This is a genomic window from Micromonospora saelicesensis (assembly GCF_900091575.1).
Taxonomy (GTDB): domain Bacteria; phylum Actinomycetota; class Actinomycetes; order Mycobacteriales; family Micromonosporaceae; genus Micromonospora; species Micromonospora saelicesensis.
The window spans coordinates 250,068-265,287 of sequence record NZ_FMCR01000006.1; the positions used below are offsets into that span (position 1 = coordinate 250,068).

Annotated in this window: 15 protein-coding genes; 7 read left to right on the plus strand and 8 right to left on the minus strand. The window is 71.2% G+C overall.

The genetic code is table 11. The features are described 5' to 3' along the window. Window positions 1–116: 116 nt before the first annotated feature. Window positions 117–1,019 carry a Gfo/Idh/MocA family protein gene (locus GA0070561_RS25140; protein WP_167362490.1) on the minus strand — a complete coding sequence of 301 codons (903 nt, stop codon included), beginning with the start codon at window positions 1,017–1,019 and terminating at the stop codon, window positions 117–119. A gap of 258 nt (window positions 1,020–1,277) precedes the next feature. On the opposite strand from GA0070561_RS25140, the gene GA0070561_RS25145 reads away from it, so the two are divergent. The 3 genes from GA0070561_RS25145 (at window position 1,278) to GA0070561_RS25155 (ending at window position 2,578) form a co-directional block, all read left to right on the plus strand. Beyond that, window positions 1,278–1,640 carry a cupin domain-containing protein gene (locus GA0070561_RS25145; protein WP_091405967.1) on the plus strand — a complete coding sequence of 121 codons (363 nt, stop codon included), beginning with the start codon at window positions 1,278–1,280 and terminating at the stop codon, window positions 1,638–1,640. Between the two features lie 136 nt (window positions 1,641–1,776). Continuing rightward, complete coding sequence (locus GA0070561_RS25150) at window positions 1,777–2,169, plus strand: hypothetical protein (protein WP_181539482.1); 393 nt, start codon at window positions 1,777–1,779, stop codon at window positions 2,167–2,169. Continuing rightward, window positions 2,162–2,578, plus strand: a complete 417-nt coding sequence (locus tag GA0070561_RS25155; RefSeq protein WP_091405972.1) for a hypothetical protein — start codon at window positions 2,162–2,164, stop codon at window positions 2,576–2,578. Before GA0070561_RS25150 ends, GA0070561_RS25155 begins: the two co-directional genes overlap by 8 nt. 87 nt (window positions 2,579–2,665) lie before the next feature. Here the strand turns inward: GA0070561_RS25155 and fabG are convergent, their stop codons facing one another. Beyond that, window positions 2,666–3,424: a 3-oxoacyl-ACP reductase FabG gene (gene fabG, locus GA0070561_RS25160; protein ID WP_091405975.1), complete on the minus strand. Its 759-nt coding sequence runs from the start codon at window positions 3,422–3,424 to the stop codon at window positions 2,666–2,668. 43 nt (window positions 3,425–3,467) lie between these two features. Continuing rightward, window positions 3,468–5,120 carry an alpha-amylase family protein gene (locus GA0070561_RS25165; RefSeq protein WP_091405977.1) on the minus strand — a complete coding sequence of 551 codons (1,653 nt, stop codon included), beginning with the start codon at window positions 5,118–5,120 and terminating at the stop codon, window positions 3,468–3,470. Window positions 5,121–5,226: 106 nt separating this feature from the next. On the opposite strand from GA0070561_RS25165, the gene GA0070561_RS25170 reads away from it, so the two are divergent. Both GA0070561_RS25170 and GA0070561_RS25175 read left to right on the plus strand, forming a co-directional pair. Continuing rightward, window positions 5,227–5,841 carry a DUF1349 domain-containing protein gene (locus GA0070561_RS25170; RefSeq protein WP_091406484.1) on the plus strand — a complete coding sequence of 205 codons (615 nt, stop codon included), beginning with the start codon at window positions 5,227–5,229 and terminating at the stop codon, window positions 5,839–5,841. A 70-nt stretch (window positions 5,842–5,911) separates the two neighbouring features. Next, window positions 5,912–6,583: a DedA family protein gene (locus GA0070561_RS25175; protein ID WP_091405979.1), complete on the plus strand. Its 672-nt coding sequence runs from the start codon at window positions 5,912–5,914 to the stop codon at window positions 6,581–6,583. 12 nt (window positions 6,584–6,595) lie between these two features. Here GA0070561_RS25175 and GA0070561_RS25180 read toward each other — a convergent pair whose 3' ends face one another. From GA0070561_RS25180 to GA0070561_RS25200, 5 genes are all read right to left on the minus strand, one after another. After that, on the minus strand, window positions 6,596–8,161 hold the full coding sequence (locus tag GA0070561_RS25180; RefSeq protein ID WP_091405981.1) for a cellulose binding domain-containing protein: 1,566 nt from the start codon (window positions 8,159–8,161) through the stop codon (window positions 6,596–6,598). A gap of 155 nt (window positions 8,162–8,316) precedes the next feature. After that, complete coding sequence (locus GA0070561_RS25185) at window positions 8,317–9,702, minus strand: chitinase (RefSeq protein ID WP_091405983.1); 1,386 nt, start codon at window positions 9,700–9,702, stop codon at window positions 8,317–8,319. A 149-nt stretch (window positions 9,703–9,851) separates the two neighbouring features. After that, window positions 9,852–11,261, minus strand: coding sequence for a carbohydrate-binding protein (locus GA0070561_RS25190; RefSeq protein WP_091405985.1), 1,410 nt, complete (start codon window positions 11,259–11,261; stop codon window positions 9,852–9,854). A gap of 73 nt (window positions 11,262–11,334) precedes the next feature. After that, window positions 11,335–12,087 (minus strand): YidC/Oxa1 family membrane protein insertase, encoded by a 753-nt coding sequence (locus GA0070561_RS25195; protein WP_091405987.1) that lies wholly within the window; start codon window positions 12,085–12,087, stop codon window positions 11,335–11,337. Between the two features lie 102 nt (window positions 12,088–12,189). Next, the gene (locus tag GA0070561_RS25200; protein WP_244166426.1) at window positions 12,190–12,483 is read right to left on the minus strand and encodes a DUF6412 domain-containing protein; all 294 of its coding nucleotides are present in this window, start codon (window positions 12,481–12,483) and stop codon (window positions 12,190–12,192) included. A 161-nt stretch (window positions 12,484–12,644) separates the two neighbouring features. Between GA0070561_RS25200 and GA0070561_RS25205 the strand changes: the two genes are divergently transcribed. Both GA0070561_RS25205 and GA0070561_RS25210 read left to right on the plus strand, forming a co-directional pair. Continuing rightward, window positions 12,645–13,781, plus strand: coding sequence for a carboxylate-amine ligase (locus GA0070561_RS25205; RefSeq protein WP_091405989.1), 1,137 nt, complete (start codon window positions 12,645–12,647; stop codon window positions 13,779–13,781). Window positions 13,782–13,804: 23 nt separating this feature from the next. After that, the gene (locus GA0070561_RS25210) at window positions 13,805–15,184 is read left to right on the plus strand and encodes an FAD-dependent oxidoreductase (RefSeq protein ID WP_091405991.1); all 1,380 of its coding nucleotides are present in this window, start codon (window positions 13,805–13,807) and stop codon (window positions 15,182–15,184) included. The last annotated feature ends 36 nt before the right edge of the window (window positions 15,185–15,220 follow it).

Below are 15,220 nucleotides of genomic sequence, written 5' to 3' on the forward strand. Positions count from 1 at the left end.
ACCGGCCCCGCCTCAGCCCGGTTGATCATGAAGTTATTGCCGTCCGACACGGCGTGTCGCGCCGCTAACTTCATGATCACCGGGGGGCGACGTGGGGTGGGCCAGGGTTCAGGGGGTTAGGGGATCTGGATGGTGCGGGATTCGGTGCGGGCGGTTTCGGCGGCGGCGAGGATGGCGACGACCTCGCGGCCGAAGCGGACGTCGCAGCGGTGGTCCCGGGTGCCGGCCTGGACCTGCTCGACGAGCTGGTCGATGGCGACGCCGAACGCGGTGGCGGCGTCGTTCTCGCCGAACGGGACGTCCTCGATGCCGTTCTCGCCGTAGAACACGAACTCCCGGGCCATCGACTCGGTCGGGGCATCCAGGGACAGCGAGGCGCTGCTGGTGGCACCGCCCTCGTGGGTGAGCAGCAGATGCACCATCCCGCTCGGGCCGTCCATCGCCGCCACCTGCGTCACCCGGCCCAGCACCGGCAGGAGGATCGAGAGCGCGTGCGGGGCGATGTCCCAGAGCGCCCCGTGCTCCCGACGCCACAACGAGCCACCGTACGGGCTGCCGTCCTGGAAGATCGAGGCGAACGCGGTGGTCCGACCGTGCTGCCAGCCCCCGGCAGCGGCGGTGGCGGCGAGGAACGCGGTCACGTTCGGCTGGAACCGCTGGGTGAAGAAGACGACCGAGGCGACCCCGGACTCCTCGGCGGCGGCCACTACCCGGTCTGCGTCGGCCACGCTGAGCGCCAGCGGCTTGTCCAGCAGCAGGTGTCGACCGGCGCGGGCGGCCCGGACCGCGATGTCGGCCTGGATGTCCGGCGGCAGCGCGACGGCGATCGCCTCGCACTGCTCGATCAGCGCGTCGACGTCGGCGTAGGCGGGCACCCCGTACCGCTCGGCCAGCGCGGAGGCCCGCTCCGGGTTGCGGCCCCACACTCCGACCAGCTCCGCGTCGGGATGTGCGTGCAGCGCCTTCCCGTGCGTCTCGATCGCCCAGTGACCGGTGCCGAACAAGCCGAACCGCAGCACGTGTACCTCCGCTGTTTCCCCGCACCGCGGCAACGCCACGGACGTGATCCACGCTAGTCGCCCGGGCGGCCATGACGGCGGCGGGTTCGACCAATCGAAGCAGCTCACCTTCATTTCCGGGTCGGTGCCCGAGCTACCCGCCCGACTGTCGGTGCAGCGGTCCGCCCGTGGTCTGCCGGCACCACCTGCGCCGCTCTCGGCAGCGTCAGGTCCGATCGCCGCCAGACACACCAGGTGCCCCGGGGCAGTCTCGACCGCATGCAGAGCACGAATCCAGCGATCACCAGCGGTGTCGTGACGTTTGACCACTGGTACGACTTCACCGAGGGCGGCCCGGTGCACCGCGCGCTGCTGCCGTTTCCGTCGACAGCGCCCGCCCCGTTCGAGGTCGCGCGCTGGTCGGTGGCCCCGAACACCTCCAACGACCTCGACGTCCATCGGTCTCGTGAGGTGTGGATCATCGTGTCCGGGACGGGAACCTTGACGTTCGCCGACCAGACAGGCGTCCTGCGGGCCGGCGACGTCGCGGCGTTCGACAGCAGGGTGCCACATCAGATTCGGAACGACGGACCGGATCCGCTCGTTGCCATCTCCGTCTACTGGCTGCAAGCAGGCGACTGACGCCCACCCGAAGCGCGGGCACCGGGACTGCTGGCACCTCGACCGGCGCGCGTCACACGCGGAGAGGCAGGGCACCCCTTTACTACGACGGTTAGTAGGCTGTGCCGGTGACCGAGGCAACGACCGGGTGGTGCCGGTGACCAGCGTGGGTGCCGACTCTCCGGTGGACGGGATCGTCGCGACCGTGCCGATCGTGCTGTCGCTGCTCGTGGCGGTGTGGGCGCTGGTGGCGGCGGTACGCCACCGGCCGCCGGACCGGGTGCAGTTCGTCGGTCTGGCCGTACTCGAAGTGGCGTTGCTGGTGTTGAGCGTGCTGGCGCTCGTCGCGGTCGGCGGCGGGGATCGGCCCGGCGAACCCGGCGCCTTCTTCGGCTACCTGGTCACGCTGGTGTGCCTGCCGCCACTGGCCTGGGTGCTGGCCCGGATGGAACCGACCCGCTGGGGCTCGGCGATCGTGTGCGCGGTCTGCCTGGTGACCCCGGTGGTGGTGGTCCGGTTGCAGCAGACCTGGGAGGTGCTCGGTGGTTGAGACAGGATCGGCTCGGCAGCGCACGAACTCCGGCCCGGGTCGGCTGTTGATCGCGGTCTACCTGCTCTTCGCGATCGCGGCGACGAGTCGGGCGGGTCTGCAGCTCGCCACCAAGTTCGACGAGGCGCCGGTGGCGTACCTGCTCTCCGGGGTGGCCGCGCTCATCTACATCGTGGCGGCGGTGGGGTTGGCCCGCGCCGGGCACACCGGCCGTCGGGTCGCCCTGGCGTGCTGCTCGGTGGAGCTGGTCGGTGTGGTCGCGGTCGGCATCCTGAGCCTGGTCGACAAGGACCTCTTCCCGGACGAGACGGTCTGGTCGCAGTTCGGCAGCGGGTACGGCTACATCCCACTGGTGCTGCCGGTGCTCGGCCTGATCTGGCTCTGGCGCACCCGCCGCGCACCCGCCTGATCCGCCGCGCACCCCGCCCGACCGGGCGCAGACCCGGCGACGAGGGCGCCGGCTGACCTGCCGGAGCGCCCTCGTCGAAAGTACGGGTCAGTCCCGTGGGCCGCCCGCGACGTAGATGACCTGACCGGAGACGAAGCCTGCGCCCTCGCTCGCCAGGAACGAGATGGTGTGCGCGACGTCCTCCGGCCGACCCGGGCGACGGACCGGGATCTCGGCGGCGGCGTGCTTCTGGAAGTCGTCGAAGTCGACCTTCATGCGAGCTGCGGTGGCCGCGGTCATGTCGGTGACGATGAAGCCGGGTGCGACAGCGTTCACTGTCACCCCGAACGGACCCAGCTCGATGGCGAGCGTCTTGGTGAAGCCCTGTAGACCGGCCTTGGCGGCGGCGTAGTTCGCCTGGCCCCGGTTGCCCAGGGCGGAGGTGCTGGAGAGGTTGACGATCCGCCCCCACTTCCGGTCCACCATGTGCTTCTGGGCGGCCTGGCTGAACAGGAACGCGCCGCGCAGGTGCACCCCCATCACCGTGTCCCAGTCGGCGTTGGTCATCTTGAACAGCAGGTTGTCGCGGAGCACACCGGCGTTGTTGACCAGCACTGTGGGTGCGCCCAGCTCGGCGGCGACCCGGCTCACCGCCGCCTCGACCTGGTCCCGGTCGGACACGTCGGCGCCCACTCCGAGCGCCCGGCCACCCGCACCGGCGATGGCGTCCACCGTCTCCTTGGTGGCCGCCTCCTCGATGTCGACCACGGCGACGGCCATTCCGTCGGCGGCCAGCCGTCGGGCGGTGGCCGCGCCGATGCCGCGTGCGGCTCCGGTGACGATGGCGACGCGGGACTCCTCCGACATGATTACCTCCCGGTAACTTGGGGTCGATCGGAGGAGCTTAACCTCAACAGGCCGACCCTCGGCATAGGCGAATCCACCGGTATCCGTAGCCGGAGACCTTCACCGCACCGAGCTTGCCCAACTCTCCGTAGCCACGGTCGGCGAGCACGTCGATCGGCAGGTCGGCCTCCGGTTCGAGGCTGCTGAGATCCACCTCGACGTCGTCGGTGCCCAGGTTGTGCACGAAGACCATCGTCCCGGTCGGCCCGTCGGCCCGGTGCGTCAGCACGCCGGGCGGCACCGGCACGTCGATGTGGCTGGTCGAGCCGGAGCCGATCTCCGGCGCCTCCCGCAGCGTACGGATCATGCGCTCGAACCAGGCGAGCAGCGACTTCGGGTCGCTCCGCTGGGCGGTCACGTTCACCGTCTGGTAGCCGAACTCGCCCTTGTCGATCACCGGGCGGACCAGCTTCTCCGGGTCCGCCGTGGAGAAGCCGGCGTTCGGCTGGTACGACCACTGCATCGGGGTACGGATCGCGTCCCGACCGCGCAGCGACAGGTCCTCGCCCATCCCGATCTCCTCGCCGTAGCGCAGCACCGGCGTGCCGCGCATCGAGAACTGCAGGGCGTACGCCAGCTCGATGCGCCGCCGGTCGTTGCCGAGCATCGGGGCGAGCCGGCGACGGATGCCCCGGTCGTAGATGCGCATGTTCTCGTCCGGGCCGAACTCGGCGTACACCTGGTTGCGCTGTTCAGTCGTCAGCCGGGACAGGTCGATCTCGTCGTGGTTGCGCAGGAAGGTGGCCCACTGCCCGCCGACCGGCAGCTTCGGGGTGTCGTGCAACGCGTCGATCAGCTGCTCCGGGTCCTGCCGGGCCAGGGAGAGCATGAGTCGACCGTTGAGCATGAAGTCGAAGAGCATGTGGATCCGGTTGCCGGAACCGCTGGCGTCGCCGAAGAACGTGGGCAGTTGGTCCGGCTCGACGTTCGCCTCGGCCAGCAGGACGGCGTCGCCGCGACGCCACTGGATGTGCTGGCGCATCTCGGTGAGGAACTCGAAATCCTTCGGGGAGTTAGGGTTGCCCGGCTCGGTCAGCTCGATGATGAACGGCACCGCGTCCATCCGGAAGCCGGAGACGCCGAGCTGGAGCCAGAACGACATGATCTTCTTGATCTCGTCCCGGACCTGCGGATTGGCGAAGTTGAGGTCCGGCTGGAACTTGTAGAACCGGTGGTAGAACCACGCCTTGGCGGTCCGGTCGTAGCTCCAGGTCTCGTTCTGCTCGCCGGGGAAGACCATGCCCTGGTGCCGGTCGTCCGGTTCGGTGTCGGACCAGACGTACCAGTCCCGGTAGGGCGAGTCCGGCGAGGAGCGGGCGGACTGGAACCACGGGTGCTCGTCGGAGGTGTGGTTGACCACCAGGTCGATGATCACGCGGATGCCCCGGTTCTGCGCCTGGTGCAGCAGCTCGGCGAAGTCGCCCAGGGTGCCGAAGCGCGGGTCCACGTTGTAGAAGTCGGTGGCGTCGTAGCCGTCGTCGCGGTTGGGCGACGGGTGGATCGGGTGCAGCCACAGGCAGGTCACCCCAAGTCGGGCCAGGTAGTCCAGCCTCCCGATCAGCCCACGGATGTCACCGACCCCGTCGCCGTCGGAGTCGGCGTACGTGTCGATGTCGAGGCAGTAGACGACGGCTTCGGAATACCAACGGTCACCCATGCCGAAGGAACATCTCCGTTCGATCACCGCGGCAAACCCGTCCGGCGGGCGCGGGCGGCGGGCGGCGGGCGGCGGGCGCGGGGCGGCGTTGGTTACCGTGCCGGTCATGGAGAACGACCTCGTACCGCCGAGCGAACTGTTGGACTGGTCCCGGGGCAGCTGGCTGCACCCGCCGGTACGCGTCGAGGAGGGCCCGGCCGGCGAGCTGGTCGTCGAGCCGGCTGCGGACAGCGACTTCTGGCGGCGGACCAGCTACGGCTTCGTGCACGACAACGGCCCGGCCCTGCTGGCGCCGCTGCCGGTGGGCGCCGCCATGGAGGTGAGCTTCCGGCTCGACTTCTCGGCGCAGTTCGACCAGGCCGGTGTGTTCGTCCGCGTCGACGAACGGACCTGGACCAAGGCCGGTGTGGAGATCAGCGACGGCGAGGTGCAGCTCGGCGCGGTGGTGACCCGGGAGTTCTCCGACTGGTCGGTGGGGCCGGTGCCGGAGTGGGCGGGCCGGGAGGTGACAGTCCGGGTCAGCCGGGCCGGCGACGCGCTGACCATCCGCGCCCGGGTCGACGACGAGCCGTGGCAACTGGTCCGGCTCGCCCCGCTGGACCCGACGGCCGAGGCCGTCGCCGGCCCGTTCTGCTGCGCGCCGTCCCGCGCCGGTCTGACCGTGGTGTTCACCGGCTGGCGGCAGGGGCCGGCGGACACCGCGCTGCACCCGGAGCACTGAGCACGGGTGTAGTTCGGGCGCCGCTGGGTATGACCCTCCGATCCCCGACAGCCGACCGGAAGGACGACCCATGGCGTACGCCCAGGCTGGCGACCCGTCCGAGTTCACCGGGTTGACCGGCTGGGTGGCAACGGTGATCGAGGTGATGGGCCCGGTCGGCGTGGCGCTGCTGGTGGCGCTGGAGAGCATCGTCCCGCCGATCCCCAGTGAGATCGTGCTGGCGCTCGCCGGTTTCCTGGCCCACGAGGGCAAGTTCAACGTCGTCGTCGTGGTGCTGGCCGCGACGGTCGGCTCGCTGGTGGGCGCGTTGGTGCTCTACTGGCTGGGCGCGGCGCTGGGCGAGGAACGGCTCAAGCGCTGGCTGGACCACATCCCGTTGGTGGACAGCGACGACCTGGAGAAGGCCGACAAGTGGTTCGAGCGGCACGGTCGGTGGGCGGTGCTGATCGGCCGGGTGGTGCCGGTGGTCCGCAGCCTGGTCTCCGTGCCGGCCGGGGCCAACCGGATGCCGCTGGGTGAGTTCATCCTGCTCACCACCATCGGCAGCGGGGTGTGGAACGGTCTCATCGTGGGCGCGGGTTACGCGCTCGGGAGCCGTTGGCAGGACGTCGAGCGCTACAGCGACTGGTTCAACTACGCGATCATCGCGGTCTTCGTCGTCATGGTGGTGATGTGGGTGATCCGTAAGGTCCGCCGCCGCCGGGAGCGCGACGACCGGCGGTCGGTGACCGCCGGTCGCTGATCCGCGTCCCGCTCAGCCGAACTGGGCGGTGATCGACGTGAACTCCCACGTGTTCTGTGCGATGCCGGAGCAGTTGGCGACGACGCCCCCGCCCGGACACGGCCGGTCCCGGTTGACCGACCAGAACGTGAACCGGCTCAGCCCGCGTGCCTTCGCCCAGTCACGGATCTGGGTCCAGGTGGCCGGTGAGGTCAACTCCTGCTGGTCGGAGAGCCCGTTCATCCCGGAGATGCCCATGTGGGCGTACGCCGTCGCGTCGGACCAACCGAAGGCCGTCTTCAGCGTGTTCTTCAGCCCTTCGGCGGCGTTGACAGTGCTCTGGTACATGTTGGCCCCGCCACCGAAGTCGAACGGCATGATCGTGAAGGTGTCGATGTTGACGCCCAGCGCGGCGGCCTGGTTGATCAGCCGGGTGCCGTAGTACGACGGGCCGGTGGTCGTGGTGCCGAACGTGATGATGGTCTTCAGACCCGGGTTGTTCTGCTTGACGATCTTCAGCGCGCCGAGGATCCGGTCCTGCACGACCTCGTTCTCGAACTCGTCGCTGTTCTCGATGTCGATGTCGATCGCCTTGAGCCCGAACGCGTTGATCACCTGCTGGTACGCCCCGGCCAGGGCACTGGCCGAGGAGCAGTTCGGGCCGAGCTTGTTGCCACTCCAACCGCCGATGGACGGGATCACGTCGCCGCCGGCCGCCCGGATGGCCGCGATGGTGTTGGCGTGCGCGCCCCCCGTGAGCGGGCCACCGCCGTCCCAGGCCGGGGTGCAGCCACCGCCGGAGAGCACGAACGCGATGGTGAACCACTTCACGCCGGTCGCCGACATGACCGTCGCCGGGGCGGGCGGGTCACCCCAGCCCGGGTAGAGGTAGGGCGCGACGGCCATCGAACCGCCGCCACCGGTGCAGCCGGTGGTGCTCGCGGCGACCGCTGTCGACCGCGCCGACTCCCCCGCGGAGTTGTACGCGGCGACCGTGTAGCTGTGCGCCGAGCAGGCGGCCAGGCCGGAGACGGTCGTCGAGGTGCCGGTGACGGTGGCGCGGACCGTCGAGCCCTCGTACACGCGGTAGCCGGTCACCGTGCCGCCGACCACGTTCCAGGCCAGCGAGACCGCCGACGCGGTGGTGCCGGTGACGCGCAGACCGCCCGGAGTGCCGGGGGCGCCTGGCGGGGTGGTCGGGCCGCCCGCGCAGGGCGAACCGTTGACAGTGCAGTTGATGGGGTCGCCGGTGCCAGCGACGATGAAGCCGAACGAGGTGCTCGCGCCAGCCCCCAGGGCGCCGTTCCAGGACTGGTTTCGGGCGGTCACGTGCTGACCCGAACTGCTCACCAGGGCGTCCCAGGCCGACCCGACCGTGCTGCCGGCGGGCAGGTCGAACTGAACGTCCCAGGAGGTGATCGCCGTGGACGTGTTGTTGGTGACGGTGAACTTCGCCTCGTACCCGCTGCTCCAGCTGCTGGTGCGGGCGAAGGCGGCGGTGGCGGCGGACGCGGCCTGCGGCGCCACGACGGTGGCCGCCACCAGTGCGGCGGCCAGCGCGACGGCGAACGTCGCCGCGCGGGGGGATCGGAGTTTCATGGTGGCCTCCAGGGACCGGTGTGGTGGGGGGTTTTCGCCTGCGTCGTCGAGCGGCGCTCGGCGCGCGGGCGGATGGTGCCGATGCCCTGCGCGGCCGGGCGGGGTGCCGGCCGCGCAGGTGGTGGCGCCGACGCCGGTGCGGACGTCGGCACTGCTCAGGGCAGGGTGTCCAGGTGCGGGCCCACAGTGTTGGCGAAGCCGTTGCCGTTGCTGACGTCCCAGTTCACCGACCAGGTCATCGCGCCCCGGATGCCGGGGTAGGTGCGCGGCGGCCGGAAGCTGCCGCAGTTGGTGCCCCGGGCCAGGCAGTCCAGGGCGGCGTTCACCACGCTGGGCGCGACGATGCCGCCACCGGCCGCCCCCGCTCCGGCGGGCAGGCCGAGGCCGACCTGGTCGGGGCGGAGCCCGGCCTCCAGCTGGATGCAGGCCAACGCGACGATGAAGTTCACGGTGCCCTGGCCGTACGCGGCGTTCTGGTCGCAGCCGAGCATCGCGCCGGAGTTGTAGTACTGGGTGTTGACGACGGTGAGGATGTCCTTGATGTCGAGCGCCAGCTTGAAGTAGCCGCCGGCCGGGTTCTGCATGTCGATGGTCTGCGGCGCCATCGCGATGATCAGGCTCGACCCGACAGTGGCCCGCAGCGCGCGCAGCGCCTGCGCCATGTACGTGGGGTTGAGCCCGTTCTCCAGGTCGATGTCGATTCCGTCGAAGCCGTACCGGGCGATCAACGCGGCGGCCGTGTCGGCGAACGCGGCGGCCGAGGCGGCGTTGTTCACGGCGACCCGGCCGGTCTCGCCACCGACGGAGAGGATGACCCGCTTGCCCCGGCTGCGCAGGGTGCGCACGTCGGCGGTGAAGTCCGCGTCGGTGTAGCCGCCCAGCGCGGCGGCCAGCCCGGGGTCGATGCCGAAGGTGAGCGCTCCCGGCGTCGCGGTGGCCTCGGCGAAGGCGACCGCCACCAGGTCGTACTCGGCCGGCACGTCTCGTAGCCGCAGCTCGACGGCGGGGTTGTCGAAGTTGTGCCAGTACCCGGTGAGCAGGTGTTTCGGCAGTCCACCGGTGGGCGGGTCGGTCGGCGGAGGGGTGGTCGGCGGAGGCGTCGTCGGCGGGGGCGTGGTGGGCGGCGGCGTGGTGGGTGGGGTGCCGCCGGCGCAGGACGCCCCGTTGAGCTGGCAGCCGCCCGGCGAGCCGGAGCCGCTGGCCAGGAAGCCGAAGGAGACCGACGCGCCCGGGGCGATGGCGCCGTTCCAGGACCGGTTGGTGAAGGTGTGCCGCTGGCCGGCTGAGCTGAGCAACGCGTCCCAGTAGCTGCCGAGGGTGGTGCCGGACGGCAGGTCGAAGGCGAGGCTCCAGCCGTTGACGGTCGAGCTGCCGCCGTTGGTGATGGTGTACTTCCCTTCCCAACCGGAGCCCCAGTCGGCGGTCTTGACGAAGCTGGCGGTGGCTCCGGCGGCGTACGCGGGCAGCGCCACCCAGGCCGCGCCGAGTGTCGCCGCGAGGGCGGCGACGAGGGACAGGACAAGGGTTCTGGCAGGCTTCATTCGGCCCTCCACGCCCGCAACGGGCATCCATGGACGTCAACGTCACTGCTAATTATTAAGACAGTTAACTGTTTCTGTCCAGGGGTCGCCCGGGTGAACGGACCTCCCGTCGCGCGGGCGGCGCGACGGGAGGCCGCAGGGCGTCCGCCTCAGCGGCGGAAGGTGAACCAGTTGACGTTGACGAAGTCGTTGGGCTGGCCGCTGGTGAAGGTGAGATAGACGGTGTGCCGGCCCGTCACCCCGCCGCCGACGTTGCCGGGCACCGAGCGCCAGCTCTGCCAGCCGCCGGTGTTGCCGATCGCGAAGCTGCCGATGGGAGCCGCGGTCGGACTGTCCAGCCGCACCTCCACCAGACCGCTCACCCCGCCCGCCGCGCCGGACGCGACCCGGGCCACGAAGTCGCGAGGCCCGCTGGAGCCGAACTCGACGCCGTCGTAGCGCGCCCAGTCCCCGTTACGCAGGGCGGCGATGTTCTGCCCGCCCTCGGCGCACGCCTCGACAGCCACGCCGTTCTGGGCGTTGAACGACTCGGCCTGGAGCTGCCCGTACGCGTCCCTCGTCCCGCCCGGCGGCGGGGTGGTCGGCGGCGGGGTGGTCCCGCCACCCCGGCGGTACACGGCCACGTAGTCGACCAGCATCGGCCGACCCGGAACGGTCGCTGCGGTCGGCGTGCCGCTGCCGGCCACCCCGTTCGGGAAGGCACCGCCCATCGCCACGTTGAGCAACAGGAAGTAGCCGGCGTGCGAGGTCATCTGCGACCAGGCCGACGCGCCGACCTGACTCTGCGTGACGGTGTGGTAGAGCTGCCCGTCGACGTACCAGCGCAGTTGTTGGGGACTGATCGAGGCGTCCCACTCGAACCGGTACGTGTGGAACGCCGACTGGCAACTGGCGCCCGGGCAGGCCCGGGACGCGCCGAGGCCGTTCGACTCGTTGCAGGGTCCGCCCGGGGCCACGCCGCAGTGCAGCACGCCCCAGACGGAGTTGATGCCGTTGACGTTCTCCATCACGTCGAACTCGCCGATGCCCGGCCAGTTCTGGTAGTTGCCCCGGTAGGGCGCGCCCAGCGCCCAGAACGCCGGCCAGTAGCCGGACGCCGCCGCACCTGTGACGTTCGGCATCTGGATCCGGCCCTCGATCGCCAGCACGCCGCCGGCCGGGGCCTTGAAATCGCTGCGCACGGTCTCGATCCGGGCGGAGGTCCAGCCTCCCCCTCCGTCGCGCAGCGGCGTGATCCGCAGGTTGCCGCCGCCGTCGTGGCTCACGTTGGCGGTGCTGGCGGTGTAGTTCTGGATCTCGCCGGTGCCCCAGTTGCCCGGGCCGCCCGGGTAGTTGTGCCCCGTGTCGATGATCCAGTTGGCGGCCGACGGCAGGGTGCCGGCCGCGCCGGTGAAGTCGTCGCTCCAGACCGTGCTCCAGCCGGCCGGCGGTGGCGGAACGGCGGCCTGCGCGGTCATGGTGACGCCGGCCAGGGCGATGGTGGTAGCTGCGAGCAGGACGGACGCCAACAGTCGGCGGCGGACGGGTGGGGCGGCGGTGACCGCCAGGGGAGGTGGCATGGACGTGCCTCTCTGCGGGGGGACGGATCGAGAGAGCGCTCTCTCAGAGTTGTACGTCCCGTCAACACAGTTGTCAACGTCGATCTATGTCGGCCGGTCGAGTTGCCTGCGGCCGCCGGAGCACCGCCTGCTCAAGGGCCGACCACACGCTCGTGGTCACCAGGTAGATCACCGCGGCGAGCGGCAGCACCAGCGCCACCAGCACTGTCGTGAACGGCAGCAGGGGCAGCAGCCGACCGAGCGTGGCCGCCCCCGGCCCCTCGGTCGGCGTACCGGCCACCGTGCCCACCGCCGCCGACGCCCGGCGGGCCCGCCGCGACGACCACCAGGCCACCACCAGCAAGACCAGCAGCAGTACGCCGAACAGCGGTCCGGCCGCACCGGCCAGCCCGTCGCTGAGATGGTGACCCAGTGGCACGCCGGCCAACCGCTCGTCCAGCAACCCGGTGCCGCCCTCACTGGTGCTGAACAACCGGTACAGCACCAGCAGGAACGGCGCCTGGATGAGCAACGGCAGGCAGCCGGCGATCGGGTTCGCGCCGGCCTCGCGGTACAACGTGAACACCTCGCGCTGAAGCGTCGCCGGGTCGTCCGCGTACCGCTGCTGGAGGTCACGCACCTGTGGGGCGAGCGCCGCGCGGCGCCGCTCGCCGCGGACCTGCGCGACGGTCAGCGGCGAGATCAGCAGGCGGACGGCGATGGTGAAGAGCACGATGGCGGCGGCGGTCGCTGCGCCGCCGGCCAGTGGTTCGAGCAGCTCGGTGAGCCAGGACAGCGCGCTGCCGGCAGCGGCGACAGTGTCGTGCAGTGGTGCGAAGGCAAGCATGGGAAGCCCCTCGGTCCGATTCCGGTGAGGCCCTCCCCCGGGCGGTGTCCGCTCAGCAAGGGGGGCCGGTGACGGCGGGATCGGCCGCGTGGCGGCGAGGCGCTACGCGACCGAGGGGTGCCCCGGAGCGCGGGGACGAGGACGACCGGCCGCATCCGGGTCGATCTGGCGAGGCATTCGGCGACTTCGGGAGCGGGCCCGCAGTCCGGCCCACCGCGGCCCGGCACCGGGCGCGCCCGCCCGGTCGTGCACCCGGGCCGCCAGCACCACCGCGAGCAGCACCAGGGCTGTCAACGCGGCGCCCGCCAGCAGGTCGACCGGTCGGTCCGCGAGCAGTGTGAGCTGGGCGTACGCGGACATCCACGCGACCCCGACATAGCCCAGCAGCACCGGCACGGGCTCAGCATAGGACCCGCTGTCACGTCATCCAGCCGAATCCGGCGGCCCGCCCCGAGTACGACGCGCCGCCGCCACGTTTCCCGGCATCGCCACGTTGGGTAACCAACGGCGGACCAACGCGGACGGACCGCGAACGGTAGGAACGGACGGGTGATGTGATGACCGGTCAGGTGGCGGAGGCGCCCAGCGACATGGCTGCGGCGACCGGGTTGCTCACCGTGGGTGTCGAGGAGGAGTTCCTGCTCGTCGACCCGCACACCGGGGCCGCGGTTCCGGCCGTGGACCTGGTCATGGAGCAGGTGCCGGCCGAACTTCGCGGGCAGGTGGAGCGGGAGTTCCAGACCAGTCAGATCGAGATCGGCAGCCCGCCCGGCCTGGAGCTCTCGTCGATCCGGCACTCCCTCGGCGTCCTGCGTCGGGCGCTCTCCGACGCCGCCGAGCGGGCCGGCGTACGCCTGCTCGCCATCGGCACCGGCCCGGTGGACGGCCCGGTGCCGCCGGTCGTGGACAAGCCCCGCTTCGACCGGATGATCGAGCGCTTCCGGCTGCTCGTCCCCGGCCCCGGCAACAACGGCATGCACGTACACGTCGGCGTGCCCGACCCGGACACCGGCGTGCAGGTACTCAACCACGTACGGCCGTGGCTGCCGATGCTGCACGCGGTGACCACCAACTCGCCGTTCTCCCGGGGCGAGGACACCGGCTACGCCAGTTGGCGCTCGGTGGAGTGGGAGCGCTGGCCGTCGGTGGCGCCGACGCCGTTCCTGGAGTCGCACGAGCACTACCAGCGGCTGATCCGCCAGTTGATCTCCAGCGGGGTGATGCTCGACGAGGGGATGCTCTACTGGTACGCCCGCCTGTCGGCGAAGTACCCGACGGTGGAGCTGCGGATCGGCGACGTCTGCCCGTCGGTGGACGACGCGGTGCTGGTCGCCGCGCTGGTCCGGGCACTGGTGGCCACCGCCATGGCGGATGTCGAGGCCGGCCGGCCGGCGTTGCAGACCGACCACCACCTGCTGGTCGGGGCGCACTGGCGGGCCGCCCATGACGGGCTGGAAGGCGAGGCCGTCGACGTCACCAACGGTGAGCTGCGCCCGGCGTGGGAGCTGTTGGACCGGTTCGTGGAGCGGATGCGGCCCGCGCTGGAGCAGCACGGCGACTGGGCCGAGGTGACCGACCTGCTGGGTGGGCTGCGCCGGCACGGCAGCGGCGCGGCACGGCAGCGCGCGGTGTTCGAGCGCACCGGCCGACTCACCGACGTGGTGCAGGACGTCGCACGGCAGACCCGCGGCTGATCACCGCGTGACAGGATGAACCCGTGGCGCAACGGCTGATCGTCATCGGCGGGGACGCCGCCGGAATGTCGGCGGCGTCCCAGGCCCGACGCCGTCGTGACCGTGGCGACCTGGAGATCGTGGTCTTCGAGCGGGGCCACTTCACCTCCTACTCGGCGTGCGGCATCCCGTACTGGATCAGCGGCCTGGTGCCCGGCCCCGAGGCGTTGATCGCCCGGGACCCGGAGACGTTCCGCACCGAGTACGCGATGGACGTCCGGATGCGCCACGAGGTCACTGCCATCGACCTGGAACGCCGCGAGGTGGTGGCACGGGACCTGAAGGGCGGCGGCGAGGTCCGCGAACGCTTCGACGACCTGATGTACGCCACCGGCGCGGTGCCGGTGAAACCGTCGTGGGCGATCACCGACGCGGGCGGCGTGTTCGGCATGCAGACCCTCGACGACGGTGCGGCGCTACGCGACTGGCTGGACGCCGACCCGCAGCCGCGCCGGGCCGTGGTGGTCGGCGGCGGGTACATCGGCGTCGAGATCGCCGAGGCCCTCATCCAACGCGGCCTCTCGGTGACCCTGGTGGAAGCTGGCGAGCAGCCCATGTCGACGGTCGACAGCGACATGGGCGAGCTGGTCGCCGAGGCGATGCGCGGCCTCGGCATCACGATCCGCGGCAGCCTGCCGGTGAGCGGCCTTGAGGAGCGGGACGGCAGGGTGTCCGCCGTGGTCACCGCCGAGGGACCGATCCCGACCGACGTCGTGGTCATGGGTCTGGGCGTACGCCCCAACACCGCCCTCGCGGAAGCGGCCGGGCTGCCCCTCGGGCCGACCGGCGCGATCCGGGTGGACCGCCGGATGCGGGTGCCCGGGCACCCCGGCGTCTGGGCGGCCGGTGACTGCGTGGAGACCCTGCACCGGATCAGCGGGTTGCCGGTGCACGTGCCGCTCGGCACGCACGCCAACAAGCAGGGCCGGGTCGCCGGGATCAACATCGGTGGCGGGTACGCCACCTTCACGGGCGTGATCGGCACGGCGGTGACCAAGGTCTGCGACCTGGAGGTGGGTCGGACGGGTCTGCGCGAGCGCGACGCCACGGCTGCCGGCTTCGAGTTCGTCTCGGTGATCGCCGAGTCGACCAACCGGGCTGGCTACTACCCGGGTGCCCGGCCGATGACGGTCAAGCTGATCGCCGAGCGTCCCAGCGGCCGGTTGCTCGGCGCGCAGATCGTCGGTTGGTCCGAGGCGGCCAAACGGATCGACTCGCTGGCCGTGGCGCTGTGGAACGGCATGACGGTGGACGATATGACGCAGCTGGACCTGGGCTACGCTCCGCCGTACGCGCCGGTGTGGGATCCGGTGCTCATCGCCGCCCGAAAAGCGGTCGACGCGCTCGCCGCCCTCGACCGCTGACCCGCGCCCGCCGTGGAGGACCACCCCGTGACCCAG

Excerpts from the sequence above, each read along its gene's own strand:
- fabG (WP_091405975.1), bottom strand. The coding sequence starts at position 3,424 with ATGTCGGAGGAGTCCCGCGTCGCCATCGTCACCGGAGCCGCACGCGGC.
- GA0070561_RS25180 (WP_091405981.1), bottom strand. The coding sequence starts at position 8,161 with ATGAAACTCCGATCCCCCCGCGCGGCGACGTTCGCCGTCGCGCTGGCC.
- GA0070561_RS25165 (WP_091405977.1), bottom strand. The coding sequence starts at position 5,120 with ATGGGTGACCGTTGGTATTCCGAAGCCGTCGTCTACTGCCTCGACATC.
- GA0070561_RS25195 (WP_091405987.1), bottom strand. The coding sequence starts at position 12,087 with ATGCTTGCCTTCGCACCACTGCACGACACTGTCGCCGCTGCCGGCAGC.
- GA0070561_RS25145 (WP_091405967.1), top strand. The coding sequence starts at position 1,278 with ATGCAGAGCACGAATCCAGCGATCACCAGCGGTGTCGTGACGTTTGAC.
- GA0070561_RS25190 (WP_091405985.1), bottom strand. The coding sequence starts at position 11,261 with ATGCCACCTCCCCTGGCGGTCACCGCCGCCCCACCCGTCCGCCGCCGA.
- GA0070561_RS25185 (WP_091405983.1), bottom strand. The coding sequence starts at position 9,702 with ATGAAGCCTGCCAGAACCCTTGTCCTGTCCCTCGTCGCCGCCCTCGCG.
- GA0070561_RS25205 (WP_091405989.1), top strand. The coding sequence starts at position 12,645 with ATGACCGGTCAGGTGGCGGAGGCGCCCAGCGACATGGCTGCGGCGACC.
- GA0070561_RS25175 (WP_091405979.1), top strand. The coding sequence starts at position 5,912 with ATGGCGTACGCCCAGGCTGGCGACCCGTCCGAGTTCACCGGGTTGACC.
- GA0070561_RS25170 (WP_091406484.1), top strand. The coding sequence starts at position 5,227 with ATGGAGAACGACCTCGTACCGCCGAGCGAACTGTTGGACTGGTCCCGG.